Here is a 26,744-nt window from a genome sequence, read left to right on the forward strand (position 1 = left end):
TTTGTTCCTCAGCAGGGCTGCGAGGCGACGGCTATTTCTTGCCGCTTCGCGCGGGGGCCGTGCCCTTCACCCGATCGTCGCGCAGCTCGTACCACATGGCGTTCAGGATGGCGAAGCTGCAGGCCAGGCTGAGGCCGAGGATCCAGGAAAAATACCACATCGTTTGATACTCCGGCTCAATAGGCGTTGGGGTTCTTGCCGAGGCTCGCGGTCGTGACCTTGCCGCGCATGACGCGGTAGACGAAGGCCGTGTAGACGAGAACGATCGGCAGGAAGACGCAGGTCGCCAGCAGCATGATCCAAAGCGTCAGATGAGAGGACGAGGCGTCCCAGACGGTGAGGCTTGCATTCGGCGCCAGCGAGGACGGCAGCAGGAACGGGAAGAGAGACAGTCCCGCGGTGGAGATGATGCCCAGGATTCCGATCGCCGAGCCGAGGAAGGTGATCCAGGCGAGACGGCCGGAGAAGCCGAGGATGGCGATCAGCATGCCGAGGAAGCCGAGCACAGGCGCGATCATCATCCAGGGATGGGCGCTGTAATTGGCCAGCCAGGCACCGGTCTTCGCCACGACGGTCTTGTTGAGCGGGTTCGACGGTCCGAGCACGTCCTGCACGCTGGTGACGACATAGCCGTCCAGCGCATAGGCGACCCAGAGGCCACCGAGGGCAAACAGCACGATCGTGGCGATCGCCGTGATCCGGCCATAGGTCCGTGCGCGCTCGGCGATCGGGCCGTCCGTCTTGAGCGTCAGCATGGCCGCGCCATGCGTGAGCAGCATGCAGAGGCTGACGAGACCGGCGAGCAGCGCGAAGGGCGTGAGCAGGCCGAAGAAGCCGCCGCGATAGAAGACGCGGAGCGTATCGTCGAACTCGAAGGGCACGCCGCGCAGCACGTTGCCGACGGCGACGCCGAGGATGAGCGCCGGGATGAAGCCGCCGATGAACAGCGCCCAGTCCCAGATCTCGCGCCAGCGCGGATCGGCGATCTTGCTGCGATACTTGAAGCCGACCGGGCGCAGGATGATGGCGATCAGGATCACCATCATGGCGAGGTAGAAGCCCGAGAACGACGTCGCATAGAGCGCAGGCCAGGCGGCGAAGATCGCGCCGCCGCCGAGAATGAGCCAGACCTGGTTGCCTTCCCAGACCGGGCCGACGACGTTGATCACGATCCGGCGTTCGTCGTCATTCTTGGCGACGAAGGGCAGGAGGGCGCCGACGCCGAGGTCGAAGCCGTCCATGATCGCGTAGCCGATCAGGAGGATGCCGAGCAGCAGCCACCAGATCAGGCGGAGTGCTTCATAGTCGAGGGGAATGAAGTTCATGTCCATGGTCCTCCCGTTCAGAGCCGGGGACTGGCGGTGGCAGGGAGCGGCAGGATGCTGGCGCCGTGGGCCGGGCTCGTATCCTCGATCGGATCACGGTCGTGGGGACCCTTGCGGATCGTGCGGACCATGAGGAAGAGCTCGACCACCAGGAGCGTGGTGTAGAGCACCAGGAAGATCGCGAGGCTGAGCGAGAGATCCCACAGCGTGAGGCCTGAGGCTGCATAGAAGGTCGGCAGCACGCCTTCGATGATCCAGGGCTGGCGGCCATATTCGGCGACGAGCCATCCTGCTTCGATCGCGACCCAGGGCAGGGGCAGGCTGAAGAGCGCCAGCCACAAGGTCCAGCGATTGACGCCGAGCTTGTGCCGGGACGCGACCCAGAACGCCGCCGCGAAGAAGCCGATGAAGTAGAAGCCGAGGCCCACCATCAGGCGGAAGCTCCAGAACAGGACCGGCACATTGGGGATCGTGTCGGCAGCGGCCTTGGCGATATCCTCCTCGGTCGCGTTCTCTACATCGGTCCGGTACTGCTTCACGAGCAGGCCGTAGCCGAGATCCTGCCACTTGCCGGCGAATGTGGCGCGAGCGGCCTCATCCTTGGGGTTGGCGCGGACGGCCTCGAGCGCCGCATAGGCCGAGACACCGGCGCGGATGCGTTCCTTGGCGCTGTCGACGAGGTTCACGATGCCCGGGAGCTCAGTGCTGAGTGAACGGGTACCGATGATGCCGAGCAGATAGGGAACCGAAATCGAGAAGCTGTTGTCCTGCTTCGCCTGATCCGGGAAGGCGATGATGTTCATCGCAGCCGGCGCCGGCTCGGTGTGCCACATGGCTTCCATCGCCGCGATCTTCATCTTCTGGTTTTCCGTCGCGACATAGCCGCTCTCGTCACCGAGCACGACGACCGACAGCGCCGAGGCAAGACCGAAGCTCGCCGCGACCGCCATGGAGCGCTTGGCGAACTCGATGTGACGACCCTTGATCAGGTACCAGGCGCTGATCGCCATCACGAACATCGAGCCGGTGACATAACCGGCGCTGACCGTGTGCACGAACTTGGCCTGCGCGACCGGATTGAACAGCACGGCCATGAAATCCGTGATCTCCATCCGCATCGTGTCGGGATTGAAGGTCGAGCCGACCGGATGCTGCATCCAGCCATTGGCGATCAGGATCCACAGCGCCGAGAAGTTGGCGCCGAAGGCGACCAGCCATGTGACGGCCAGATGCCCGACCTTCGACATTCGGTCCCAGCCGAAGAAGAAGAGACCGATGAACGTCGCCTCGAGGAAGAAGGCCATCAGGCCCTCGATCGCGAGCGGGGCGCCGAAAATGTCGCCGACATAATGGCTGTAATAGGACCAGTTCATGCCGAACTGGAACTCCATCACGACACCGGTCGCCACACCCATGGCGAAGTTGATGCCGAACAGCGTGCCCCAGAAAAGCGTCATGCGCCGCCATATATCGCGGCCAGTCATCACGTAGACACTTTCCATGATCGCCATCAGGAAGGAGAGCCCGAGCGTCAATGGAACAAATAGAAAATGATACATAGCCGTAGCGGCAAACTGCAGCCGCGACAGCGTGACCACATCGATATCAATCATGGCTTACACCTTCGAGTCGCTAGGTTTCCACAGTTATGCCTTGATTTGATCAGTCACATTGATCGAAATCAATGCTGCAACGTCGCGCATGTGGTGGATTGGCGCAGTGCACAATAGTCTTTGTGGTGACGGCATCGGATGCTTCGGGCAGGCCAGGCCTGGTCATGATCGATCCCCCTCGCGACCCGGCATTGCAGGCGATCCCACCAATTGATCGAGCGTCTCCAGCGGCCTCGAAACGGTCGTCCGCGCGTCGAAATCTGAGGATTGTCTGTCTTCCACCCCGATGGGCTTCACCAAGGGTGCGGCGTCGGAATAGGCTTGTCCCGAGATCGGCAAGTCGCGGGATCAGATTGGACCGCGGCCGATGGGCCGGCGGCTCGGGGAGGGCGCAATGAACACCGTCTTGGCTGGTTGGGAACGTCTCTGCGAGGGATCGGCGGTCGCGCGCTTCATCGACATCAATCTGCGTGGCATCGGGCAGGTGATGTTCCAGGACAATCCCCTGACCGGAGCGCTGTTCCTCCTCGCCGTCGCATGGGGCTCGATCGCCGGCGGCGTGCCAGCCGTGGTAATCGGCGGCGTCGTCGCGGTGATGGTCGCGACACTGACAGCGCAATGGCTGCATGTCGATCCGAAGGCGCTCCGCGCGGGTCTCTATGGCTATAATGGCGTTCTGGTCGGGCTCGCTTTGCCAACCTTCCTGGCGCCGGGTCCGATGCTCTGGGTCTATGTCGTGCTGGGCGCCGCCGTGTCGGTCGTCGCGATGCTCGCCATCGCCAATGCGGTCAAGCCGTGGGGTGTCTCCGCGCTGACCTTTCCCTTCGTCCTGATCACCTGGCTGCTGCTCCTCGCGAGCTATGGCTTCGGCGCGATCGAGGGCACCGGATTGCCCCAGGGGGGCGTGGTCGGCGTCGCCGTGCCGATCGAGAGCAATCCGCTGCATCTGATCGATTTTCTCGGCAGCGCCTTGCATAGCATTTCGCAGGTGTTCCTCAAGGGCAGCGCCGTCACGGCTATCCTTCTGGTCGCGGGCCTCGCCGTCAGTTCCATTCCAGCCGCGCTCTTTGCGGTGCTGGGCGCGCTGATCGCCGTGGTCTTCGCCCATCTCTTCGGCGCGGAGAGCGACCTGATCACGGGCGGCCTGCTCGGCTTCAGCCCGGTCCTGACGGCCATCGCGCTCGGCTCGGTGTTCTATAGCCCGAGCCCGCGCGTGGTGGCCTATGCCGTGCTGGGTACGATCTTCACCGTCGTGGTCCAGGCGGCGCTCAATACGGCGCTGATTCCCTTCGCCATTCCAACGCTCACGGCGCCGTTCGTGATCGCCTCATGGCTGTTCCTGCTGCCCCGGCAATATTTCGAGCCGACCGGGTCCTCCGACGGGGCGGCCTGAGCCGGCGTTCATCGCTCCGGCTCTTCCTTGCCTTCTTCCGGCTTGCGAAGCGCCAGGATGATCGGCACGAGCACCGAGGCGACGAGGCCGGCGGCAAAGCCGTTATTGTAGAGATTGAGGCCGCCATAGAGCACGCCAACGCTCTGGGCGACCGAAGAGTGGACGAAGCCGGCGACGATGCCCCAGTGCCAGCCGAATCGGCCGGCAATCGGCGCGAGCGTGGTGCCGAAGAGGGCGGCCAGCACGATCGTCGGATCGGCGATGTTCCATGGCTTGAAGATCGAGCCGAGCACGACGCCGGCCATGATCGGCACGATGTTGCGGGGATGCTTGCCATAGGCGGAGAAGCCGACGATCGTGAACACGGCGCCGATCGTCGGGCCGTTCAGGTCGCCGCCGACGAGCAGGACGTAGCTGGTCCCGATCGCGCCGGTCAGCGCCATGTTGACGAGGGCCGCGCCGAAGCCGGCCTTTTCGGTGAAATCGCTCGGCGATTGGCCCGACAGTCTCATGATGGCGACCACGCCGCTGAAGGCGGTGCGGTCAAACCAGAGGCCGAGCGCGATCATCGAGGTAAAGATCGCATAAAGGAACGCGCCCAGAAGCCAGTTATTGCCCGTCGACCAGACGAAGACGGGATCGGGCAGGAAGCCGTAGGATTTGTAGATCGCCACCACGATCGCGCCGACGACGCCGGCGGTGAAGCCCATATTGTAGAGGCTGAACCCCATATGGGCCTTGAAGAGCTGAGCCGCCGCCGGGACCAGCGCAAAGCCGATGACCAGCATGGTCGCAGCGCCGAGCGGCAGGCTGACGCTGACGGGCAGCGTCGATCCGAAGACGATCTCGGAGAAGATCGGCGAAAGGGCGGCACCGAAAAAGGCCGTGTTGATATGGGCTGCGAAGGCCTCGCCCTTGAACTTCGCATAGAGGAAGACGCCGAGGACGATGAACCAGATGTTCAGCAGGTTCTTGCCGAAGAGGCCGAAGCCGAGAACGAGGAACAGGCAGGCTATCGCCGCGCCGCCGATCTTCGCGCCTGACCATCGGTAGATCAGGACGCTGATCAGCGTGAGCAGGCCGGTGTTGAGGAAGGCGCCGCCAATGCCGCCGACGCCGATATAGTCGGTGATCAGCGTATCGCGCACCACCAGAATGCTGCCAAGGCCGTGCACGGCCTCGATGGGCCCCGACACCAGGAGGCCGAACAGGATGAAGAGCCCGGCATAGGCGCTGATCACCAGCAGGACCTGGTCATTGCTGGCCGTCGCGATAGCGGCCGGTTGGGTGGAACGGCTGGCCGTCATCTGCAGAAGGGCTCCTTGTCCGCGGCGACGATGCATCTCGGTCGCAGACAGAGAGCCGGCGCTTGATGTGTGTCAAGCCGGCAGATGCCTGCAAGCCATAAGGAAGCGCGACCGTCCGCGCGGTGCCGTGGAGTGCGTCGGCGCTGCTACCATCGACCACCTTGTCGTGCCCTTGCTGAGGCGCGAGGATCACTGACGAAACGGCTTTGGGACTTCGGATCGGATGAGCAGCGTCGAACACGACCCCGGACGCGTCACGACGCGCCTCTCCAAGGCCGACATGGCGTGGCTGAGGGCACGAGGCCGCGTCGGCCGCCGCTGGCTTTCGGTCGCGATCATGGCGCCGCTCGTCAGCGGCTGCCTTACGGTGGCGCAGGCCTTCCTGCTCGCGACCATCCTGCAGCGCGCCATTGTCGAGCATGTGCCGAGCCGCGAGCAGGTGCCCGCCATTCTCGGCCTTGTCGGTTTCGTCCTGCTGCGTGCATTGCTTGCCTGGACAGGTGAACGCGCGGGCAGCCAGGCGGCCGAGACGATCAAGCTCGCCGTGCGGCATGACCTCTTCGCCGCGCTGATGGCCCGGCGACCGGCATGGATGCGCGAGAAGACATCCGGCGTGCTGACCAACCAGATCGTCGATCAGGTCGAGGCGCTCGACGCCTATTTCGCCCGCTTCCTGCCGGCGATGATTGCGGCCGCCTTCCTGCCAATCGCATTCGCCGTTATTCTCATGCCGGTCGATCTGGTCGTCGGCGCGCTGTTCCTCATCACGGCGCCCCTGATCCCCGTTTTCATGGCGTTGGCCGGCTGGGGCGCGGAATCGGCCAGCCGTCGTCATATGACCGCGCTTTCGCGCCTTTCTGGTCTCTTTGCCGACCGCCTGCGCGGGCTGCTCGTGCTGAAGCTCTTCGGTCGTGCCGAGGATGAGGTGGCCCGTGTGCGGGAAGCGAGCGACGAGGTGGCCGACCGCACCCTCTCGGTCTTGAAGATCGCCTTCCTGTCCTCGGCCGTGCTGGAGTTTTTCGCGGCGCTCGGCGTGGCCGGCGTCGCGCTCTATGTCGGCCTGACTTATCTCGGCCTCATCGATCTGCACCCGGGAACGCTCACCCTTCAGGCGGGCCTGTTCTGCCTGTTCATGGCGCCAGAGATCTACCTGCCGCTGCGCACGCTCGCAGCCCATTATCATGACCGCGCGGCCGCCAAGGCCGCTGTGGCCGATATGTCGGCCGTGTTCGAAGGTCTGCCGGATGTCGTCGACGGTGCCCAGGCCGCCTCGCGGCCCGCTACGGTTCGGCGTGGCGCGATTGCGGTCGATGTCTCGGATCTCGTCGTCATGGCGCCGGGCCGGGGGCCTGTTCTCGAGGGAGCCGCGATCCATGCCGCGGCCGGCGAACACGTCGCCCTGCTCGGCCCCAGTGGCATCGGCAAGTCGACCCTGATCGACGTGCTGGCGCGATTCAGAGACTGGAGCGGTCGCGTCGAACTCGATGGAGAGGACCTCGCGGCGATCGACGAGACGGCTCTCCGTGCCGATATCGCCGTGCTCAACCAGAGACCGCGTCTCTTTCACGGCACGATCGCGTCGAATATCCGTCTCGGTCGCCTGGATGCTTCCGACGAGGATGTCCGCCGCGCCGCTGAACGTGCCTGCGTGACGGATTTCGCCGATGCCCTTCCCGACGGCCTCGCGACCACGATCGGCGAGCGGGGACGCGGCGTCTCCGGCGGCGAGGCGCAGCGCATTGCGCTCGCCCGCATCTTCCTGCGTGATCCAGGCTTGATCCTGCTCGACGAGCCGACAGCCCATCTCGACAGCGCGACGGAAACGCGGATTGTGGACGCGATCCTCGATTTCGCGGTCGGGCGCAGCCTGATCATCGCGACGCATTCGGTCGCCGTGGCGAACCGGATGGACCGGATCTACCGCATTGCCGGCGGCCAGATCCTCCCCGTGCCGCACCGGCCCACCAGCCGGCTGCCGAACTTGCCGAAGCTCGGAGCGGGAGACGCGCCATGAAGGTTCTCGTTCCGCTTTTCGCCGCGCGCTGGCGCGGGCTGGCACTGGCGCTGCTGCTGGCGGCAACGACCCTTGCTGCCGGCGTGGCGCTGCTCGGCGTCTCGGGCTGGTTCCTGACCGGTGCCGCAATCACCACCGCCGCGGCGTCCTTCAATCTCTTCGGCCCCTCCTCGATGGTGCGGGGCTTCTCTTTCCTGCGCATCGCGTCGCGCTATGGCGAGCGGATCACCGGCCACGCCACCACGCTCGCGATCCTCTCCGATCTTCGCGTCTGGCTGTTCGGACGGCTGATCCCGCTGGTTCCCTTCAAGGGGCAGGACGAGCGGACGGGCGATTTCGTCTCGCGGCTGACCGGCGATGTCGAGACGCTCGATCTCGTGTTCCTGCAGGTGATCGCGCCGCTCGCGACGGCCCTGTTCGCGGCCCTGGGCCTTGGCTTGTTCCTGTGGTTCGTGATGCCGACCGCCATGCCGGTCGCGCTCGTGGGCCTCGGCGTCTCCGCGATCGGCGCGCCGCTGCTGCTGGCGCTGTCGGGTCGCCGGTCGGGTGCGGCCGTCATTCGCGCCATGTCGGACATGCGCATCGCGGCGCTCGATGGCGTCGACGGCCAGGCGGATCTCGTGGCGCTCGGCGCGGTGCCGCTGAGCCGGCAGGCCTTTGGCGCCGCTGCGGCGGATGTGCGGGTTGCACGTCTGAAGCAGGCGCGTGGCGTGGCGCTTGGGGCGGGCGCCGCCCAGTTCGGCGCCGGACTGACCGTGATCGGCGTCCTGTGGACAGGCCTTCAGGCGATCGAGACGGGCGACATTGGCGGCCCGTTGATGGTCGGCGCGCTGCTCGCCGTCATGGCGGCCTTCGAGGTGACGGGACCGATCCTGCGTGGGGCGGGGCGCATCGGCCAGTCAATGGCAGCGGCGCGGCGCATGCAGGCAATATCAGGGGCGGAGCCCGCTATCCGCGATCCTGCGCGCCCGATCGCCTTGCCGCCCGGCGGCGTTCTCGAACTCGAAGGTGTGCGGTTCGGATATAGCGCCGCGCGGCCCGTTCTGGCGGGGATCAATCTCCGGCTGGGGGAGGGCGAGCGCATCGCCCTGGTCGGAGGCAGCGGATCGGGCAAATCGACTCTGCTGGGGCTGCTGCTCAGGCTTTCCGATGTGGATGCCGGCTCGATCCGTCTGGCCGGCCTCGATATTCGCGATATCAGGCTCGTAGATCTGCGCAGCCGCATTGCCTTGCTCAGCCAGGATGCGCCGGTCTTTATCGGCACAGTGCGCGACAATCTCTTGATCGGTGATCCCGCGGCCGACGACGCGACCCTGCATGCGGCGCTACGTCGGGCACGGCTCGATGATTTCGTGCGCGGTTTGCCGGAGGGCCTCGACAGTTGGCTCGGCGAGTCCGGTGCGACGCTTTCCGCTGGACAGGCGCGGCGGCTCTGCCTTGCGCGGACGCTCTTGGCGCCGGCAGAGATCTTGCTGCTGGACGAGCCCACGGCCGGGCTCGACCGCGACACCGAGGCGGCATTCCTGGCCGATCTGGTCACCGCCACGGCGGGCCGCGCCGTCATCCTCGCGACTCATGCAGCGCTGCCGGATGGCGCGGTCGATCGTGTCTATCGGTTCGAGGCCGGGCGTCTCGCTCCGGGGTGACGATCAGGGCTCATGCGCGGCCATGATGTTCTCGGCCATGGCCAGCAGATTGGCGCCGATTCCGTCCGGTCCGGCGCTGCGATAGCTGACGCGCGCGCCTTCCACGATCAGGAAGAGCTGGTCGGCCAGAAGCTCCGGATCGGAATAGCCCGCTGCCTGGCACAGGCTGACGAGCTTGTTGCGATGCGCGCGCTTGCTCTCCTCGACAACCTTGCGTCCGGGGTGGTCGGGGTCAGTGATCTGGATCGCGGCATTGACCAGCGCACAGCCGACGTGGTTGCCGTCCGGCGTGTGCTCGCCGATCGACCGCAGCCACGTCATGATCTGCCCGCGCGGATCATTCGGGCAGGCTGAATCGATCAATGACCAGACGCTGTCGTTTTCGCCGGCGATGCCGCGCAGGCATTCCGCGATCAGCAGGTCCTTCGATTCGAAATGGCGATAGAGCGTCATCTTGTTGGTGCCGGCGGCCTCGGCGATCGTCTCGACGCCAACGCCATGAAACCCGTGCCGAACGAACAACTCCTGCGCAGCTATCAGGATACGCGCGCGCGGAGGCAGCGAGCGATCGTCCATCGCTGGGTGAACAGTCCGTTCATCGGCTCTCGCATCCATGGCCTTGACTCTCTGTTACCGAGTAGTAACATTTACTCATGTTACCGAACGGTACCGCCTGCCGATGCCAACTATCCCATGGATCGGCCCGGCGAGGTTAAGATAGTGAAGGAAGCAGCAATGACCAACATCCTTTTCGTGACGTCAAGCCCTCGTGGCGCCGCCTCTCATTCCACGAAGGTCGCCGAGCAGGTCCTGGCCGGATTGATCGAGCGCGAGCCGGGCGCGAGCGTGGTTCGCCGCGATCTCAGCGCCAATCCCCTGCCGCATCTGGGCGAGGACTATCTCGGCGCCCTGTTCAGTGCCCCTGAAGGCTGGACCGAGGAGCAGCGCGCGCTCGTGGGCATCTCCGACACGCTGGTGGACGAAGTCTTCGCCGCCGACGTGATCGTGATCGCCTCGGCCATGATCAATTTCTCCGTGCCGTCGACCCTGAAGACCTGGCTCGATTATGTGGCGCGCGCCGGCAAGACCTTCTCCTATGGCGAGGCCGGCCCGAAGGGCCTGATTACCGGCAAGCGTGTCGTTCTCGTCGAATCGAAGGGCGGCATCTATTCCGAAGGTCCGATGAAGGCGCATGACCACCAGCTGCCTTATCTTCGCTTCATCCTCGCCTTCCTGGGCATGACCGACGTTGAAGTGATCCAGGTCGAAGGCGTGAACCTCGGACCGGACATTGCGGTTGCCGCCGTCGAGAAGGCGACCACGCAGGCCGGCGCGACCGCCAAGGCGATCTCGGACCAGCGCCAGGCCGCCTGACTGATCGGGACCGCGCCGCGGTCCTCCGGAAACTGAAAAGGGCAGGCGATCCGATCGCCTGCCCTTTTGTTTGTCCGCTCGGGGCGAGTGCGTTTACTTCGCGGCCTGGATATCGAGCGAGAGCAGGTCCGGCAGCTTCTGCGGCGTCGTATTGGCCGTTTCGATCAGCTTCGAGACGGGGACCGGCGGATTGGGCTCGGATGTGATGGTCATCGTGCCCGGCGCCCGAATGAAGGCCTGGAGCGCCGGGGCGAGCTTCGCCTGGAAGCCGGGATTCTTCAGCACCATCATGAAGAGCGGCAGGGCGCCGACGACCTGCTGGCGGAATTTCTCCGGCGTCTGGTTCATCTTCTTCGCCTGCATGCCGATCGCGCGATCGACGACGGAATGGTCTTGCACGACGATCTTGCCGCGCGAGAACATCAGGCTCGGCAGTGCCGCCTGGATCGCCATCGGGTTTTCGATGGTCGAGCGGGTGAGCCCGGTCAGCATGACATCGGCCGAAAGCGAGGCGAGGTCCTTGATGCCGAGCTTGAAATCCTCGAGCCGCAGGCTCTCGTCGGCTTCGCGCCAGATCAGCTTGAAGCCATAATCGGCCTGCAGCCGGTCGTAGCCCAGCCCTTCGATGATCTCGCGGGCGCGCCGGTCATCGACCTGCGACAAGTCAAGATCGAGCCCGCGCATGTCGAGCGCGATATCGGTCGGGACGGGGCCGATATAGCTGCCGAGGTCGAGCCGTGCACGATCGACGCTGCCGAGCTTCTTGCCGGCCTGCTGGACGTCGAGGGCGATGGCCTCGGCATAGCCCATGGTCGGGATCAGCGGCAGCGGGTTGGATTCAATGCCGCTCGTGCTCGCCTTGATCGCCGCGCTGATCGTATCGAGACTCGGGAACTTGAAGCCGCCGACTGCGAGCCGGTCAGCGCCGATCGAGCCGAGATCGCGCGCGGCAATGTCGAGATCGGAGAGCCCGATCTCCCCGAGCCCGTCGCTCGACAGATCGTTGATGTGGAAATCGCCGAGATGGAACCGCTCGACTTCCGGCGAAATGACATCGAGGTCCGAAAGGCGGAACGCGCCAATGCCGAAGAGGCCGATCAGGCTCGGTATGTTGTCGGCTGAGAGCTTCGACAGTTCGTCATCCGGCATGTCCGGATTGGCGAGAATGGCGTCGAAGAACGGAGCGAGGCTGCGGGGAGGCTGGCGAAGCTTGAGGTTCTCGGCCTCGAAGGTGCCGATCCGGATCTTGCCATCGGGAAACTCGACGCTGAAGTTCCGGTAGGTTTCGAGTGCGAGTGCGGTCCGCCACTGGTTGTCGCCGACTCCGCCCACATAGCGGGCCGGGTCGAGCACGGCGATCAGCGCGTCGAGATCATATTTGTGCGCCTCGATCTTCTCGATCCGCATCTTGAGCAGGCCGTCGGCAGCCGGCGATTCCTGCTGCAGCGGACCGGATATGAGCTGGTCGATCTTGCCGTCGGCCATACCGGTCAGCGCATAGCGGCCGAACGAGGTGTGTGTCGTCTCGCCCTGATAGGTCTGGTCGAGTTCGATATTGCCGACCGTCACGCTCTTCGCCGAAGCCTTGGCCGCGATGGCGAGCGCCTGCACGCCCGAAGTGAAGATGTGGCTTTGGTCGAACAGCAGGTTGGCGAAGCTCGGTACCCCGATATTTTCCGCCGTGATGTCGGTCAGCTTGGCGTCGAGGATCGAGCCGTAGACCGCATGGCCTTCATCGGCCTTGATCTCGACCGCGGTGAAGCCGCCATCCGCCGTCTCGTTATAGCCGAGGATCGTGACGGTACCGAAGGTGATCTCGACCTTGGTCGCCAGCGTCTCGCTGCGAATGGTGAGGTTCTTCAGCGTCGCCGTGCGCAAGCCGGCATCATAGCTCAGCTCCGCGAAGCCGGCGACCCAGTTGGGCGAGGCGTCGAGCGAGGAGACCCAACTGCGAATGGCCGTTTCGACCGGCTCGTCGGCTAGAGCGGGCAGGGCACCGAAGGCGCTCGCCGCGCCGAGCGCGATGGCAGCGAACCGCAGGCGGACGGAGGAAGCGATCATGGCGTTGCCTCTCTGGACGAGTGTGCTGATCGTTCGGCATTGAGCCGGGTATGGAAAGGCCCGGGCGGATCATCCGCCCGGGCCAAAGGTCTGCCCGTCAGGGGCCTAGTTGTTGGCCGCGATGCCGACGGAGAGGATATCCGGGATCGTCTGCGGGGCGGTGCCGGCGGCGCCGATGATCTGCATGATCGGAACCGGCGTGCCGGGGGTCGCAGTGATCGTCAGCGACTTCGGATCCTTCAGGAACACCGAGGCGGCCGAGGCGATCTTGTCCTGGAAGCCCTGGTTGCCGAGCGCGCTCAGAAGCAGGGGCAGCGCGCCGCTGATCTGCTCGACGAACTGCTCGGACGTCGCACCCATGGCCTTGGCCTGCATTTCGATCACGCGCTGGACGATGCCGGCATTGTCGAAGCGGATCGTCGCGTTCTGGATCGTCGCGGTCGAGGCGAGTTCCTTCAACTGGTCGGGATTCTGCAGCTTCTGGCGCGGCAGGCCGCCGAAATCGCCGTTGATCGCGAGCTTGCCGACATCCTTGCCGTCGATCGTGATCGTGCGGATCTGCAGCGAATCCTTGGAGCTGTCGAAGCTGCCGTCAATCGCGACGTCGAGCGTCAGCTCCTGATAGCCGAGCTGGTCGACCCAATCCTTGGTCTGCTCGTCCTGGCGCAGCACGCTGCCGGGAATGTTGATGCCGGTCACGGCGAGCTTGCCTTCGTTCGGCGCACCATCGACCACATTGCCCAGATCGATCGAGACCGATCCGATCGTGACCGGATCAGGCGAAGTCTTGTCGGCCGCCTTGATGCTGGTGATGGCGAAATGCGAGAACGGGGTGATTTTTGCCGTCGAGTGCATCTCGGTCGGATCAGGCACGATCGCATCGTTGGAGATACCGGTCGCCCAGGTCACGGTACGTTCGCCGTCGACCATCTGGCCATTGTCGAATGCAATGCTCGTTGCGGTGAAACCGCCGGACGTGCGCTCGACCGGATTGGTGATCACGACCGAGGGAACCGTCGCGTCGCCACCTTCCTTCGAGCTCACCTTGAGGTTGGTGATCGTGACGACGTCGCCATTGGCCGTGGCGCTGTCGAACGTCGCCTTGGCGTCGCCCTTGGCCTGCAGCGCGGCCACCAGGCTGGTCGCGATCTTGGTGGCATCGGGTGCCGCGAACGCCGCGGTCGACAGCAGCAGCGCCGAGACGAGCGTCAGGCCGCGTAGGGCGCCGCCGGAAAAGTGAAAGCTCATTCTGTCCTCCAAGGAACAATAGGGGCTTCGGCAGAAACGCCGAGGCGACGACCGGCCGACATTCTGGACGGACTTCGTGGCGAGAGCAAGCCGGACCCGGATGGGGTGTGACCGAAATCACTGGCGAAAAACCGAGGAATTCAGCCGTTTCTCATGTGTGATTCTGGCTTTGATGTGGCGCCTCGACTTCGGAGTTCAAGCCATAGCCGCGCAGTCGCATCTGGAGCATGACATTCTCCATCTCCGCGTCCGATAGCACGGGTGGCTCGCCCAGCGCGAGCGCATGGATATAGATGCGCGCCAATGTCTCGACTTCATTGGCGAGCCAGAGCGCCTGTTTCAGCGTCTTGCCGAGCGCGATCTGGCCGTGCTGGCCGAGCAGGCAGGCCGTCCGATCCTCAAGCGCCGCGATCGCATGGTCGGAGAGCGCCTGCGTCCCGAAGGTTGCATAGGGCGCGCAGCGAATCGTCGTGCCGCCGGCGACGCATGTCATGTAGTGGAAGCTCGGGATCGCGCGATGATGGCAGGCGAGCGCCGTTGCATGGACCGAGTGGCAATGGAGCACGACGTCGACATCGGTCCGACGCGCCAGGATATCGCGGTGGAAGCGCCATTCCGATGATGGGCGGCGTGGCCCCTGATACCGTCCGTCGAAGCCCATTGCGACGATGTCGTCGGGTTCCATCTCATCATAGGGAAGGGCGGAGGGCGTGATCAGCAGCCCGTCGCCGGACCGGATCGACAGATTGCCCGCCGTCCCCTGATTGAGACCGGTCGCATTCATGCGGCGGCAGATATCGACCATTTCGCGCCGGAGCGCCGCCTCGTCCTGCATCCCCGAACCTCACGCCCGTTCCGAATCCGCCGGCACAATAGAATGACGAGCCTTGCCAGCCTAGGTCGCAGGCGCAAACACGGTAACCGCGCGGCGCAGGAGGGTGAATCGCGCCGGCGTGGTCGTTACCAGCTCGCCATCGGCGTTAACCTCGTGGCGGCGACGCGTCTGGATCGTCAGTTCGGTCGTGTCGAAGGCGCGCACGCGCTTGTCCTCGCCATGTGTTCCAGCGCGCAAGCGTGGCAGGAGCTGGAGGATCTCGCTCCAATGGCCGAGTTCGAGACTGTAGACATCGAGGCGCCCGTCATCCGGCTTGGCGTTGGCCTCGACGGTCATCCCGCCGCCATAATAGCGCCCGTTGCCGACCGAGACCTGGATCGTGCGAATCGGCTCGATCTTGCCGTCATGCTCGATCGTGGCGGTGAAGGGCCGGCTTTGTGAGAGAATTCGCATCGCGCCGAGCGCATAGCCGAATACGCCCCAGCGCTTCTTGGCCTCGCTCGTCAGGCCGCGCGCGAGATGAGCGCTGAAGCCGATGCTCGCCACGTTGAAGAAGGGATGATCGTTGACGCTGCCAAGGTCGATCTGCCGCGTATGGCCTTCGAGGATCAGCTTGGCCGCGGCCAAGGGATCCTTCGGCAGCTCGAGCGTCCGGGCGAGATCATTCGCCGTGCCGAGCGGCAGGATGCCGAGAGGCAGACCCGTCGCCAACAGCCCACGCGCCGAGGCGTTCAGGCTGCCATCACCGCCACCGACGATGACCGCATCGACCTTGTCGCGGTGGTCGCGAATGAGGTCCGCGATCTCACCGGGTTGAAAACCCTCGGGCATGGCGAGCTCGACGCCGCCCTCCTTCAGGAGATCGATGATGGCCTGGATATCGGACCCGCCGTTCCGCGCCTTGCGGTTCACGAGGAAGAGAGCACGTTTGGGCGTCATGGGCACCGGATCCTGCGTCGCCGGGAAGGGGTGGAGGCCTCACATGGCGTGCCGCACCGCAGCGCGCAATATGGTCGCGCCCCATTCAATTGCATTCCCCGGTCGGCCCGATTAATCCTGAGCTCGGGAATGGGGTCTCCCGAAGATCGCCTGGCAATGGCCGGCGATGTTGAACCGCCGGCACCGGCTGATGGCTCCTGCAACGCCCTTTTCGGGGAGCGCGGCAGGATTCCGTCCAGTGGTTCGCCGCGCTGGTCATCGGCACTGGACATCGACCCGTTTGGGCAGATTGCCCGCAGGAGTGTCCATGTATCTCGCAACGATCGTCTTCTTCGGCGCCGGTATTGGCGGCGTGCTGCGCCATCTCGTCAATCTCGGAGCGGCGCGTCTTCTCGGCGTCGGCTTTCCCTGGGGTACGCTGACCGTCAATGTCGTCGGCTCCTTCGTCATGGGCGTTCTCGCCGGCTATTTCGCCTTTCGCGCCGACCAGCCCGGCATGCAGGAATGGCGCTTCTTCCTGGCAACCGGCATCCTCGGCGGTTTCACGACGTTCTCGACCTTCTCGCTCGATCTGGCGGTGCTCTATGAGCGCGGCGCGCTCGGAACGGCGGCGCTCTACGGCGTCACTTCGGTAGCTGTTGCGGTTTTGGCGCTGTTTCTCGGGCTTTTTCTCGTCAGAACCTTTGCCGGGTGATATGAGGCGCCTTCAAGAGAAGGACTTTCATCATGGCGACCGTCGTCACCAAGACTGTAGGGACCGACGAGGCCGGCATGCGCCTCGATCGCTGGTTCAAGGAACATTTCCCCGGCCTGTCGTTTGGCCATCTGCAGAAGCTGCTGCGCTCCGGCCAGATCCGCGTCGATGGCGGCCGCGCCAAGACCAATGACCGGGTCAATCCTGGCCAGGCGATCCGCATTCCACCGCTCGGCGTCGACGATGCCGGCGGCAGCCCGCATGTCGCCCGCCCGGCCGGCGCCCGCGGCAGCGCCGCCGACGCGCTGATGGCGATGGTGATCTACGAAGACGATCACGTCTTCGTCTTCAACAAGCCGCACGGCCTCGCCGTGCAGGGCGGCTCGGGCCTCACGACCCATGTCGACGGCATGCTGGAGGCACTGCGTGACCCGAAGGGCCAGAAGCCGCGTCTGGTCCACCGCCTCGACCGCGACACGACCGGCGTGCTCGTCGTGGCACGCACGCGTCTCGCAGCCTCGAAGCTCGCGGCGAGCTTCCGTGCGCGCACGACCAAGAAGATCTACTGGGCGCTCGTGAAGGGCGTGCCGCGCCCGCCGCAGGGCCGCATCTCGACCTGGCTCGCCAAGGATGGCGGGCCGATGGCCGAGAAGATGAAGGTCGCCAAGCACGGCGACGACGATGCGAGCCATGCGGTCTCGCTCTTTTCCGTCGTCGACAATGCCGGCCCGAACCTCGCCTGGCTGACCATGCGTCCGGTGACCGGCCGCACGCATCAGCTGCGCGCGCATGCCGCCCATATCGGCCATCCGATCATCGGCGATCCCAAATATTTCGAGGCCGACCAGAACTGGGATTTCCCGGGCGGTCTGCAGAACAAGCTTCATCTGCATGCACGGCGGATCATCATGCCGCACCCGGCCGGCGGCACGCTCGACGTGTCGGCGCCGCTGCCGCCGCATATGGTGCAGAGCTGGAACCTGCTCGGCTTCGATGCCGAAATGGGTGATCGCGGAGCGGACGACGACGAATGAACGGCATTTTCGACCCACCCGAGCGGCAGGAGCGCAATGAGCGCCGCGATATTGCGCGGGAGAACGACAAGCGCCCGCTGCCGAAGCGTTTCTATAGTGCCGTCGACTATGCCGCCGATGGCGATCAGTTCCTGATCCGTCTCGACGGCAAGCCGGTGCGCACGCCGGCGAAGAACCGCCTCGCCGTCACGAGCGAGGCCGTCGCCGCCACGCTGGTCGCCGAATGGGCGGCGCAGAAGGATGTCATCGAACCCTCCACCATGCCGGTGACGCGCCTCGTCAATTCGGCGATCGATGGCGTTGTCAGCAATTTCGCCGCGGTCAAGGCCGAGATCGTCCGCTATGCCGGCAGCGACCTGCTCTGCTACCGGGCCGACAAGCCGGAGCGGCTGGTGCGCTGGCAGGACGAGCTCTGGTCGCCGCCGATCGCCTGGATGAGGGAGCGTTTCGATGCGCGCTTTCTCCTCGCGGAGGGCGTCATTCATGTCGAGCAGTTCCCCGAGACGCTCGAAGCCGTCGATGCGGCGATCGGCGAGCCGGATGCGCTCCGTCTTGCCGCGCTGAACACGATCACCGTACTGACCGGGTCGGCGATCCTGGCGCTCGCAGTCGCCTATGGCCGACTTTCGGCCGAGGAGGCCTGGACGGCGGCTCATGTCGACGAGGATTTCGAAATCGAGCTCTGGGGCGAGGATGCCGAGGCGACCGCGCGCCGGGATGCGCGCTGGCGCGAGATGCAGGCGGCGGCACTGGTGCTTGCCGCAGGCTGAGCGACGAATGCTGTTTGAGGCAACATGAATACGGCCTGCGGAGGGCTTTTACGGTGAAGCATGTTCTCGTGGAGCTTGAAGAGCGGCGGGCCGAGGCACGGCTCGGCGGCGGCGAGAAGCGGATCGCGGCGCAGCACGCGAAATCGAAGCTCACGGCGCGCGAGCGGCTCGAAGTCCTCCTCGATGAGGGTTCGTTCGAGGAGTTCGGCATGTTCGTCGAGCACCGCGCCACCGATTTCGGGATGGAGAAGACCAAGATCGCCGGCGACGGCGTCGTCACCGGCTGGGGAACGATCAACGGCCGCACCGTCTTCGTCTTCGCCAAGGATTTCACGGTTTTCGGCGGATCGCTCTCCGAGGCTCATGCCGAGAAGATCACCAAGATCCAGGACATGGCGCTCAAGAACCGCGCGCCGATCATCGGCCTCTTCGACGCAGGCGGCGCGCGCATCCAGGAGGGCGTCGCGGCGCTCGGCGGCTATGGAGAGGTGTTTCAGCGCAACGTGCTGGCATCCGGCGTAATCCCGCAGATCTCCGTCATCATGGGCCCCTGCGCGGGGGGCGATGTCTATTCGCCCGCCATGACCGATTTCATCTTCATGGTTCGCGATTCGAGCTACATGTTCGTCACGGGACCGGATGTGGTGAAGACGGTGACGAACGAGACCGTCACGGCGGAGCAGCTCGGCGGCGCCAGCGTCCACACCACCCGCTCGTCGATCGCCGATGGCGCTTACGACAATGACGTCGAGACGCTGACCGAGATGCGGCGGCTGATCGACCTGCTGCCGATGAACAATCGGGCCGAACTGCCCGAGCTCGACGTCAGTGATCCGGCCGACCGTCTGGAAATGTCGCTCGACACGCTGGTTCCCGACAATCCGAACAAGCCCTACGACATCAAGGAACTCATCATCAAGACGGTCGACGAGGGCGATTTCTTCGAGATCCAGGCGGCGTTTGCGAAGAATATCGTCATCGGTTTCGGGCGAATCGAGGGGCGGACCATCGGTATCGTCGCCAACCAGCCCATGGTGCTCGCCGGCGTGCTCGACAGCGATGCCTCGCGCAAGGCGGCTCGCTTCGTGCGCTTCTGCGATGCCTTCTCGATCCCGATCGTCACCTTTGTCGATGTGCCGGGCTTCCTTCCCGGCACGGCGCAGGAATATGGCGGCCTGATCAAGCACGGCGCCAAGCTGCTTTTCGCCTATGGCGAGGCGACGGTGCCGAAGATCACGGTGATCACCCGCAAGGCCTATGGCGGCGCCTATGACGTCATGGCGTCGAAGCACCTGCGTGGCGATGTCAACTACGCCTGGCCGTCGGCCCAGATCGCCGTCATGGGTGCCAAGGGCGCGGTCGAGATCATCTTCCGCACTTCGAATGGCGATGCCGAGCAGCTCGCGGCGCGGACGAAGGAATATGAGGACCGTTTCCTCTCGCCCTTCGTGGCGGCCGAGCGCGGCTATATCGACGAGGTGATCATGCCGCATTCGACCCGGCGCCGGATCGCGCGCGCCCTCAGGCTCCTCCGCAACAAGGCGCTGGAGAACCCTTGGAAGAAGCACGACAATATCCCGCTCTGACGAGCGATGGCTGGGGAAGAGGCCGCGTCCCGGCTAACGCTGCCAATCCGTCTCGCGCTTGACGATGCCGGACGTGTCGACCCGCGAGATCAGGGTCTTGATCGGCACATCGTCGATTCTGATGTCGGGCGCGATTTCGGCCAGTGGGATCAGCACGAATGCACGCTGCACCATGCGCGGGTGCGGGACGATCAGGCCCAGTTCGTCGATGGTTTCCTGGCCATAGAGCAGCAGGTCGATGTCGAGTGTGCGCGGTCCCCAACGCACGAGACGCTCGCGACCCTCGGTCTCTTCGATGGACCGGCACAGCGCGAGCAATGCGCGCGCTGAAAGCGACGTCTCGACGCCGATACAGGCGTTGAGATAGGCGCCCTGCGGGATCGGGCCCCAGGGGGGCGTCTCATAGAGAGACGAGACGGCTGTCACGGTCACTGAGGGGCTAGACGTCAGCGCCTTGATCGCGCGCCCCATGATCGCTTCGCGGTTGCCCAGATTGCCACCAAGGCCAAGATAGGCGCTAACCACGGCTGCGGCTCCGTTCGATCTCGATGGCGATGAGCCCGGTTGCGATCTGCACCGGCGCCTCCGGCTTAGTGATGCGGACAATGAGGCTGTCGATCCGCGCGAATGCCTCGAAGAGCGACCGGGCGATCGTTTCGGCGAGGGTTTCGATCAGCTTGTAGCGGTGGGTCGTGACAATCCTCTCAACGACTTCGATCACCTGGCCATAATGGACCGTATTCTCGACCTGGTCGGTGCGGCCCGCTTCGCCGAGATCGAGCGAGCAGGTGATGTCGACGCGGAAGCGCTGGCCGAGGCTCGTTTCTTCCGGCAGTACGCCATGAAAGCCAAAGAAGCGCAGGTCCGTAATGATAATGCGATCGGTCATTCGGCCTTGCCCCGTGAGAGGATGGCATCGGCGACAGCGAGCCCGTCATGGTGCGCGGCGACGTCGTGGACGCGGATAATGTCGGCGCCACGCATCGCGGCAATGACGCCCGCGGCCAGCGTGCCTGCCTGGCGCTCCTTGGGTGGGCGGCCGGTGATCTCGCCGATGAAGCGCTTTCTGGATGCGCCTACCAGGACGGGGAAGCCAAGCGCGACGATCTCTCCGATCCGGTCGAGGATCATGAGATTGTCCGCCGTTCCCTTACCGAAACCGAGGCCCGGGTCTAGCACGATCCGCTGGTCGGGGATGCCGGCATTGCGCGCGATGGCGATGGAGCGCTCGAAGTAGCGCTTCATGGCATCCAGCAGGAGCGCGGTACTGTACGTCTCGCGCTCCCAGTGGCTGGCGACGACGGCCGCACCATGCGCTGCGGCGACCATCGCGATGTCGGGCTCACGCTGCAGTCCCCAGACGTCGTTGACGATCCGCGCACCTGCGGCGAGGGCGCGTTCGGCGACTTCGGCCTTGTAGGTATCGATCGAAAGCAGCGCCTCCGGCCTCGCCATGGCGAGGCCGGCAACGACGGGCACGACACGGGCGATTTCCGTTTCGGCGTCGATCTCGACGGAGCCGGGACGCGTCGATTCGCCTCCGAGGTCAATGATGTCGGCGCCTTCGGCAAGAAGCCGCTCGGCATGGGCGATCGCGGGTTCGGTCGTCGCGTGATCGCCTCCGTCGGAGAAGCTGTCCGGCGTGACGTTCACGACGCCCATGATCAGGGTACGCCCGCTTGCGTTGCGGGATAATCGGTCAAGTTGAGCGGTGGCCGGGGAGCGCACGACGATGCCCTTCGGCGTCGATGAAAGAAAGCTCGCTAGAGGACTGAAAACACCTGTCCTGTCAACGCTCCCTCGACGCTTTTCGAGAAGGCGCGGGCGGCGCGTGCAACCGGGACGGGTTCATGCCCCCTGAAGAACGGTCCATAGCCCGCCATGGATTCGACGAAGACGCCCGGGCTGACGCTGTTGATCCGAAGGCCGCGCGGAAGCTCTATGGCCGCGGCGCGCACGAAGCTGTCGAGCGCACCATTGACCATGGAGGCCGATGTGCCGCTCCGGATCGGATCATGCGCCAGAACGCCGGTCGTCAGGGTGAAGGAGCCACCATCGCTGACAAAGCCACGGCCGATCAGCACGAGATTCACTTGGCTCATGAGCTTGTTGGCGATGCCATAGGCATAGTCCTCCGCCGTCATGCTGGCGAGCGGGGCGAACTTGACCTTGCCTGTCGCCGAGACGACGGCATCGCAGGATCCGATCTTCTCGAATGCCGCACGGATCGAAAGTGCGTCGGCGAGATCGATATTGATATCGCCCGAGCTGCGGCCGCCTGTGATGATCTCGTGCCGTTCGCCGAGCTCTGCGGCTATGGCGCTGCCGAGCGTACCGGCTGCGCCGATCAGGAATATCTTCACGTCATTCTCCAGCTTCGAATTTCTACGACCAATATAGCGACGAGCGCGGGATTCGAAGTCCGGCTCGAGGCGGCAGGGCCGAATCCCGCTTGGATCGTCCCAGTTGGTTGTCGCAGGAAGAACCGCTCGCGTCAGCCACCCGCATTGAGGAAGTCCATCATGACCTTGTTGAAGGCGGCCGGGTCTTCCAGCAGGCCGGCATGCCCGACCTTCGGAAGGATGACGAGCTTGGCGCCGGGGATGAGTCGCGCCAGATTGCGGGTGTGTTCAGGCAGGATCGCCTGGTCATGCTCGCCATCGGCGATGACGGTGGGGGTCGTGATGCGGCCGAGTTCGTCAGGCTGGAAATCCGGTTCGGAGTACCACATCGCCATCACGTCATGAACGGTGCGGTCGTGGTCATCGAGATCGTCGACCGGATCGTCGGGGCTCGGATGTGGCTCCCAGGGCGGGGACGGCGCCAGCCCGGCGACATTGTAGTTCGCGCCATAGGCAAACAGCTTCTCAAGGCGTTCGGGGTGATGGATGGCGATATCGAGGCCGATAATGCCCCCGTCGCTCCAGCCGACTATCGATACCTTCTTGAGTCCGAGATGATCCAGGAGGGCCAGAACGTCGGACGCCATCAGATCATAGCCGATGGTCGCCTTGGAGCGCGTGCTTCGACCCTGCCCACGACTGTCGGCGATGATGACCTCATGGCTGCTCATCAGCGCCGGGATCTGCTTGCGCCAGTCATGCGAACTCCCAAGCCCGCCGTGAAGCAGCAGGACCGGATTGCCGCCATGAGGATTGTAGATCGCAAACCACATGCGAATGCCGTTGACCTTGGCGAAGCCGGCCTTGTCGGGGCGTGGCAAGGCTCCCGGCGTGAGTTGCGCGGCGCCCACGAAACCGATCTCGGTCGCGAACACGCCGAAAGCGGCCATTGCTAGCATGCGCAAGGCCAAGAGATGGAGCCGCTTCATCGGGTCGAACGATCCCCCAACGTGATGCGCTGCTCGCCTGGTCGGGTCAGGTCGTGAAACCAAGGGAGCAGAACGATAAGTTAGAACGGCAAAGCATGCTCGCCAAGGGCATCACGCTGAAACGTCGCACCCATGTCGCAACGATCGGTTGGTGCGTTGCGCCCTGCCGATCGGCGGACGTAGAAAGGGGACGACAAAGGCAAGAAGCCGGCTTCGAGGAGCGTCCATGTTCGAGAAGATCCTGATCGCCAACCGCGGCGAGATCGCCTGCCGCATCATCAAGACGGCACGGTGCATGGGCATCGGGACCGTGGCGGTCTTCTCCGACGCCGATCGCGACGCGCTCCATGTCGAAATGGCGGATGAGGCCGTCCACATCGGGCCGTCCCAGGCGGCGCAGTCTTATCTCGTGATCGATCGCATTATCGCCGCCGCCCGTCAGACCGGGGCGCAGGCGATCCATCCCGGATATGGCTTTCTCTCCGAGCGCGCCGCCTTTGCCGAGGCGCTGGAGGCTGAGGGCATCGCCTTCATCGGGCCGAACGCCCGCGCCATCACGGCGATGGGCGACAAGATCGAATCGAAGAAGGTGGCGGCGGCAGCGCATGTGTCGACCGTGCCCGGTCATCTCGGCGTGATCGAAAGCGCGGACGAGGCCGTCACGATCGCCCGGTCGGTGGGCTATCCGGTCATGATCAAGGCATCGGCGGGCGGCGGCGGCAAGGGCATGCGCATCGCCCATGACGACGCCGGAACGCGGGAGGGCTTCGGCCTCGCCCGTTCCGAGGCACGCTCGTCCTTTGGCGATGACCGCGTCTTCATCGAGAAGTTCATCGTCGATCCCCGCCACATCGAGATCCAGCTTCTCGCCGACAAGCACGGCAATGCCGTCTATCTCGGCGAGCGCGAATGTTCGATCCAGCGCCGCAATCAGAAGGTCATCGAGGAGGCGCCCTCGCCATTGCTCGATGAGGCGACGCGCCGGATCATGGGCGAGCAGGCGGTCGCGCTCGCCAAGGCCGTCGGCTACGATTCCGCCGGCACGGTCGAGTTTGTCGCCGGGCAGGACAGGAGCTTCTTCTTCCTTGAGATGAATACCCGCCTGCAGGTCGAGCATCCCGTGACCGAACTGGTCACCGGCCTCGATCTGGTCGAGCAGATGATCCGCATTGCCGCTGGTGAGCGACTGAGCTTCACGCAGGACGACGTCAGGCTCGATGGCTGGGCGATCGAGAGCCGCATCTATGCCGAGGACCCCTATCGCGAGTTTCTGCCTTCGATCGGCCGCTTGACCCGCTACCGCCCGCCGGCAGAGGCGCGGCACGGCGGCGTCACGGTCCGCAACGACACGGGCGTCGTCGAGGGATCCGAGATTTCGATCTTCTACGATCCGATGATCGCCAAGCTCTGCACCCATGCCGCGACCCGCGAGGCCGCGATCGACGCCATGGCGACGGCCCTGGACAGCTTCGTCATCGACGGAATCCAGCACAACATCCCCTTCCTCTCCGCGCTCATGGATCACGAGCGCTGGCGTCGGGGCGAACTGTCGACCGGCTTCATCGCCGAGGAATTTCCAGGCGGTTTTCAGGGCGTTTCGCTCGACGAGGACACGCTGAACAAGCTCGCCGCCGTCGCACTTTCAATGGAACTGCTGCGCAAGGACCGGCTCGATCGCCTGCCGGGGCGGCTCGGCCCGCATCCGGGCTCATGGCGCGAGGACTGGGTGGTCAAGCTCGGCGGCGTCTCGTTCCAGATGCAATGTCCGAGCGGTGTTTCGTTGTCGCCGATCGAGGTCGACATCGTCTTGCCGGGAACGTCGTCGCCCGTGGTCGTCGCATCGAACTGGCGGCCGGGCGAGCCTGTATGGACGGGGACGATCGACGATGAGGTCTTCGTGACGCAGGTGCGCCGTTCGGCGACGGGCTATCGCCTGCTTCATCGCGGCGCTGACGTCGTCGCGCGCGTGCTGTCGCCCCGGATCGCAGCCCTCGACGCGTTGATGCCGGAGAAGCGCGCTGCCGATACGTCGAAATTCCTGCTCTGCCCGATGCCGGGGCTGGTCGTATCCGTAGCCGTATCGGAAGGGCAGGCCGTGAAGGCGGGCGAGACGCTGGCGGTCGTCGAGGCGATGAAGATGGAGAACGTGCTGCGCGCCGAACGCGACCTGACCGTTCAGACCATCAACGCTAAGCCGGGCGACAGCCTTGCGGTCGATGCCGTAATCATGGAGTTCGCGTAAGGGGCGCGGTCACCAGATGGCCGCCTGATCGAAGCCTTTGCGTCGCGGCGGACCGTATCAGTCCGCCTCGACGACCATCAGGCTGTCCTCCTTGACGTTCATCTGGTTGCCGCGCCACTCGAAGCCATTGCCTGATACCGCATTGATCCAGAGCAGCGGCAGGGAGACGTCACGCAGGATCCAGGCCAGGGGCGACTTCCAGGAGCAGTGCCAGTCGAGCCCCTTCGCCATCAGCGCTTCCATGCCGTACCAGAAGACGGCGAGCGCGGCAGCGGACCAGATCGGGATTACGTCATTCGCGGAAAGGAATGCTGCCGACAGGATCGGGAACATGCCGCCGACGAAGAATTCCATGCAGAAGAAGATCGGGAACGTGACGCGCCGCAGCCGCGCCCAGCGGAGCTGCCTGTGCCATACGGCGCGCAGCGAGCGATGGCCGAGCGGCTGCGGGAAGGGGAGATAGACGAGACGCACGTCGAGCCCGCTGCCGCGAATGACCTTCGTCGCCGCTGCATCCTCGGCCGGATCGGCCGCTAGGGCCTCGATGCCGCCATTGCGGTCGAGGTTCTCGCGGCGCCAGAACATCGTCTTGCCCTGAGCAAAGCCGTTGCCGACAGCGTCAGCCGCCAGCTGCCAGCGCGCCTGGAACGTATTGAGGAAGGCGCATTCGAACTCGGCGAAGGCACCGTCTGGCTCGCTGCCGAGCGGCGGCGAGCAGACCAGTCCGGTCGACGGCGACCAGCGGTCGAGCATGCGCGTCAGATAATCGGGCGGCATCAGCACGTTGCTGTCGGCCATCACGACCCAGTCGTGTTCGGCAGCCTGCCAACCCTTGACCAGATTGTTCAGCTTCGGATTGATGCTGATGCGGTCGTCGCCGATCAGGATGCGTGCAGGCACGCCGGAATATTCTGCCATGAGGCGCCGAACCAGCGGGATGACCGGATCGGTCTCGCTGGCGACGCAGAAGACGAGCTCATATTCCGGATAGTCGAGCTCGAAACCGGACCTGAGCGTGCGCTCGATGGCATTCTCGATCCCGCAGACCGGTCTCAGGATCGATACGACCGGTAACGGTCCCGCGGCGCTGGGCGAATTCTTGCCCGCGAAACGGCCTCGGAGCGTCACGAGCGCTATGCTCACGAAGTGAACCAGCGAAGTAACGATACAGAACGCTCCCGCTACCCAAATTGCGGCGGTCATCGCGGAACTCTAGTCAGGAGATGAAGAGGCTGATTCTGCAACAAGGTAAGTTTCGGTCCCAGGGCGACGATTCGTATCGCAGCGCCATGATATCTTCTGGTGGAGCAGACACGTGACGATCTGATGACG

At 64.7% G+C, this 26,744-nt stretch carries 24 protein-coding genes and 1 riboswitch; of the genes, 9 read left to right on the forward strand and 15 right to left on the reverse strand.

Annotated features, from left to right (window positions below; genetic code table 11):
- Nucleotides 1-31: 31 nt before the first annotated feature.
- Genes cydX through QO014_RS01845 form a run of 3 tightly spaced genes read right to left on the reverse strand, consistent with a single transcriptional unit; the run spans nt 32 to nt 2,935 of the window.
- Entirely contained in the window at nt 32-160 is a 129-nt protein-coding gene (gene cydX / locus QO014_RS01835) for a cytochrome bd-I oxidase subunit CydX (RefSeq protein WP_266346940.1), read from the reverse strand.
- A gap of 16 nt (nt 161-176) precedes the next feature.
- Nucleotides 177-1,325 carry a cytochrome d ubiquinol oxidase subunit II gene (gene cydB / locus QO014_RS01840; protein ID WP_370877063.1) on the reverse strand — a complete coding sequence of 383 codons (1,149 nt, stop codon included), beginning with the start codon at nt 1,323-1,325 and terminating at the stop codon, nt 177-179.
- Between the two features lie 17 nt (nt 1,326-1,342).
- On the reverse strand, nt 1,343-2,935 hold the full coding sequence (locus QO014_RS01845) for a cytochrome ubiquinol oxidase subunit I (RefSeq protein ID WP_266347764.1): 1,593 nt from the start codon (nt 2,933-2,935) through the stop codon (nt 1,343-1,345).
- Between the two features lie 397 nt (nt 2,936-3,332).
- Between QO014_RS01845 and yut the strand changes: the two genes are divergently transcribed.
- Complete coding sequence (gene yut / locus QO014_RS01850) at nt 3,333-4,331, forward strand: urea transporter (RefSeq protein WP_266346942.1); 999 nt, start codon at nt 3,333-3,335, stop codon at nt 4,329-4,331.
- Between the two features lie 8 nt (nt 4,332-4,339).
- On the opposite strand, the gene QO014_RS01855 is transcribed toward yut, so the two are convergent.
- On the reverse strand, nt 4,340-5,638 hold the full coding sequence (locus QO014_RS01855) for a DUF1576 domain-containing protein (RefSeq protein WP_266346943.1): 1,299 nt from the start codon (nt 5,636-5,638) through the stop codon (nt 4,340-4,342).
- A gap of 223 nt (nt 5,639-5,861) precedes the next feature.
- On the opposite strand from QO014_RS01855, the gene cydD reads away from it, so the two are divergent.
- Nucleotides 5,862-7,652, forward strand: coding sequence for a thiol reductant ABC exporter subunit CydD (gene cydD / locus QO014_RS01860; protein ID WP_266346944.1), 1,791 nt, complete (start codon nt 5,862-5,864; stop codon nt 7,650-7,652).
- Entirely contained in the window at nt 7,649-9,298 is a 1,650-nt protein-coding gene (gene cydC, locus QO014_RS01865; protein WP_266346945.1) for a thiol reductant ABC exporter subunit CydC, read from the forward strand. The genes cydD and cydC overlap by 4 nt, the downstream gene beginning before the upstream one ends.
- Before the next feature lie 3 nt (nt 9,299-9,301).
- Here cydC and QO014_RS01870 read toward each other — a convergent pair whose 3' ends face one another.
- Nucleotides 9,302-9,913 carry a TetR/AcrR family transcriptional regulator gene (locus QO014_RS01870; protein WP_266346946.1) on the reverse strand — a complete coding sequence of 204 codons (612 nt, stop codon included), beginning with the start codon at nt 9,911-9,913 and terminating at the stop codon, nt 9,302-9,304.
- A gap of 120 nt (nt 9,914-10,033) precedes the next feature.
- On the opposite strand from QO014_RS01870, the gene QO014_RS01875 reads away from it, so the two are divergent.
- Nucleotides 10,034-10,672 (forward strand): FMN-dependent NADH-azoreductase, encoded by a 639-nt coding sequence (locus QO014_RS01875; protein ID WP_266346947.1) that lies wholly within the window; start codon nt 10,034-10,036, stop codon nt 10,670-10,672.
- Between the two features lie 93 nt (nt 10,673-10,765).
- Here the strand turns inward: QO014_RS01875 and QO014_RS01880 are convergent, their stop codons facing one another.
- From QO014_RS01880 to QO014_RS01895, 4 genes are all read right to left on the reverse strand, one after another.
- Nucleotides 10,766-12,733 (reverse strand): aq_1923 C-terminal domain, encoded by a 1,968-nt coding sequence (locus QO014_RS01880; RefSeq protein WP_266346948.1) that lies wholly within the window; start codon nt 12,731-12,733, stop codon nt 10,766-10,768.
- Between the two features lie 105 nt (nt 12,734-12,838).
- Nucleotides 12,839-13,981, reverse strand: coding sequence for an aq_1923 C-terminal domain (locus QO014_RS01885; RefSeq protein WP_266346949.1), 1,143 nt, complete (start codon nt 13,979-13,981; stop codon nt 12,839-12,841).
- A gap of 151 nt (nt 13,982-14,132) precedes the next feature.
- Nucleotides 14,133-14,816, reverse strand: coding sequence for a class II aldolase/adducin family protein (locus QO014_RS01890; RefSeq protein WP_266346950.1), 684 nt, complete (start codon nt 14,814-14,816; stop codon nt 14,133-14,135).
- Nucleotides 14,817-14,876: 60 nt separating this feature from the next.
- The gene (locus QO014_RS01895; protein WP_266346951.1) at nt 14,877-15,755 is read right to left on the reverse strand and encodes a lipid kinase; all 879 of its coding nucleotides are present in this window, start codon (nt 15,753-15,755) and stop codon (nt 14,877-14,879) included.
- Nucleotides 15,756-15,871: 116 nt separating this feature from the next.
- A riboswitch (Fluoride riboswitch) is annotated at nt 15,872-15,962 on the forward strand.
- A gap of 100 nt (nt 15,963-16,062) precedes the next feature.
- On the opposite strand from QO014_RS01895, the gene crcB reads away from it, so the two are divergent.
- Genes crcB through QO014_RS01915 form a run of 4 tightly spaced genes read left to right on the forward strand, consistent with a single transcriptional unit; the run spans nt 16,063 to nt 19,839 of the window.
- Nucleotides 16,063-16,449: a fluoride efflux transporter CrcB gene (gene crcB, locus QO014_RS01900; RefSeq protein ID WP_266346952.1), complete on the forward strand. Its 387-nt coding sequence runs from the start codon at nt 16,063-16,065 to the stop codon at nt 16,447-16,449.
- A gap of 32 nt (nt 16,450-16,481) precedes the next feature.
- Nucleotides 16,482-17,483 carry an RluA family pseudouridine synthase gene (locus QO014_RS01905; RefSeq protein WP_266346953.1) on the forward strand — a complete coding sequence of 334 codons (1,002 nt, stop codon included), beginning with the start codon at nt 16,482-16,484 and terminating at the stop codon, nt 17,481-17,483.
- Nucleotides 17,480-18,253, forward strand: a complete 774-nt coding sequence (locus QO014_RS01910; protein WP_266346954.1) for an ATP12 family chaperone protein — start codon at nt 17,480-17,482, stop codon at nt 18,251-18,253. The genes QO014_RS01905 and QO014_RS01910 overlap by 4 nt, the downstream gene beginning before the upstream one ends.
- A 53-nt stretch (nt 18,254-18,306) precedes the next feature.
- The gene (locus QO014_RS01915; RefSeq protein WP_266346955.1) at nt 18,307-19,839 is read left to right on the forward strand and encodes an acyl-CoA carboxylase subunit beta; all 1,533 of its coding nucleotides are present in this window, start codon (nt 18,307-18,309) and stop codon (nt 19,837-19,839) included.
- A gap of 33 nt (nt 19,840-19,872) precedes the next feature.
- Here QO014_RS01915 and folK read toward each other — a convergent pair whose 3' ends face one another.
- The 5 genes from folK to QO014_RS01940 all read right to left on the reverse strand — a co-directional run bounded on the left by folK (nt 19,873) and on the right by QO014_RS01940 (nt 23,131).
- Nucleotides 19,873-20,364 (reverse strand): 2-amino-4-hydroxy-6-hydroxymethyldihydropteridine diphosphokinase, encoded by a 492-nt coding sequence (folK, locus tag QO014_RS01920; RefSeq protein WP_266346956.1) that lies wholly within the window; start codon nt 20,362-20,364, stop codon nt 19,873-19,875.
- A complete protein-coding gene (folB, locus tag QO014_RS01925; RefSeq protein ID WP_266346957.1) occupies nt 20,357-20,728 on the reverse strand; it encodes a dihydroneopterin aldolase in 372 nt (123 codons plus the stop codon). The genes folK and folB overlap by 8 nt, the downstream gene beginning before the upstream one ends.
- Nucleotides 20,725-21,501 (reverse strand): dihydropteroate synthase, encoded by a 777-nt coding sequence (folP, locus tag QO014_RS01930; protein ID WP_266346958.1) that lies wholly within the window; start codon nt 21,499-21,501, stop codon nt 20,725-20,727. Before folP ends, folB begins: the two co-directional genes overlap by 4 nt.
- A gap of 101 nt (nt 21,502-21,602) precedes the next feature.
- Entirely contained in the window at nt 21,603-22,202 is a 600-nt protein-coding gene (locus tag QO014_RS01935) for a short chain dehydrogenase (RefSeq protein ID WP_266346959.1), read from the reverse strand.
- 131 nt (nt 22,203-22,333) lie between these two features.
- On the reverse strand, nt 22,334-23,131 hold the full coding sequence (locus QO014_RS01940) for an alpha/beta fold hydrolase (RefSeq protein ID WP_266346960.1): 798 nt from the start codon (nt 23,129-23,131) through the stop codon (nt 22,334-22,336).
- A gap of 265 nt (nt 23,132-23,396) precedes the next feature.
- Here QO014_RS01940 and QO014_RS01945 point away from each other — a divergent pair, with 265 nt between their 5' ends.
- Nucleotides 23,397-25,412 (forward strand): acetyl-CoA carboxylase biotin carboxylase subunit, encoded by a 2,016-nt coding sequence (locus QO014_RS01945; protein WP_266346961.1) that lies wholly within the window; start codon nt 23,397-23,399, stop codon nt 25,410-25,412.
- A 57-nt stretch (nt 25,413-25,469) separates the two neighbouring features.
- On the opposite strand, the gene QO014_RS01950 is transcribed toward QO014_RS01945, so the two are convergent.
- Nucleotides 25,470-26,615: a ceramide glucosyltransferase gene (locus tag QO014_RS01950; RefSeq protein WP_266346962.1), complete on the reverse strand. Its 1,146-nt coding sequence runs from the start codon at nt 26,613-26,615 to the stop codon at nt 25,470-25,472.
- Between the last annotated feature and the right edge of the window lie 129 nt (nt 26,616-26,744).

This window comes from Kaistia dalseonensis (genome assembly GCF_030814715.1).
In the GTDB taxonomy this organism is placed as follows: Bacteria; Pseudomonadota; Alphaproteobacteria; order Rhizobiales; family Kaistiaceae; genus Kaistia; species Kaistia dalseonensis.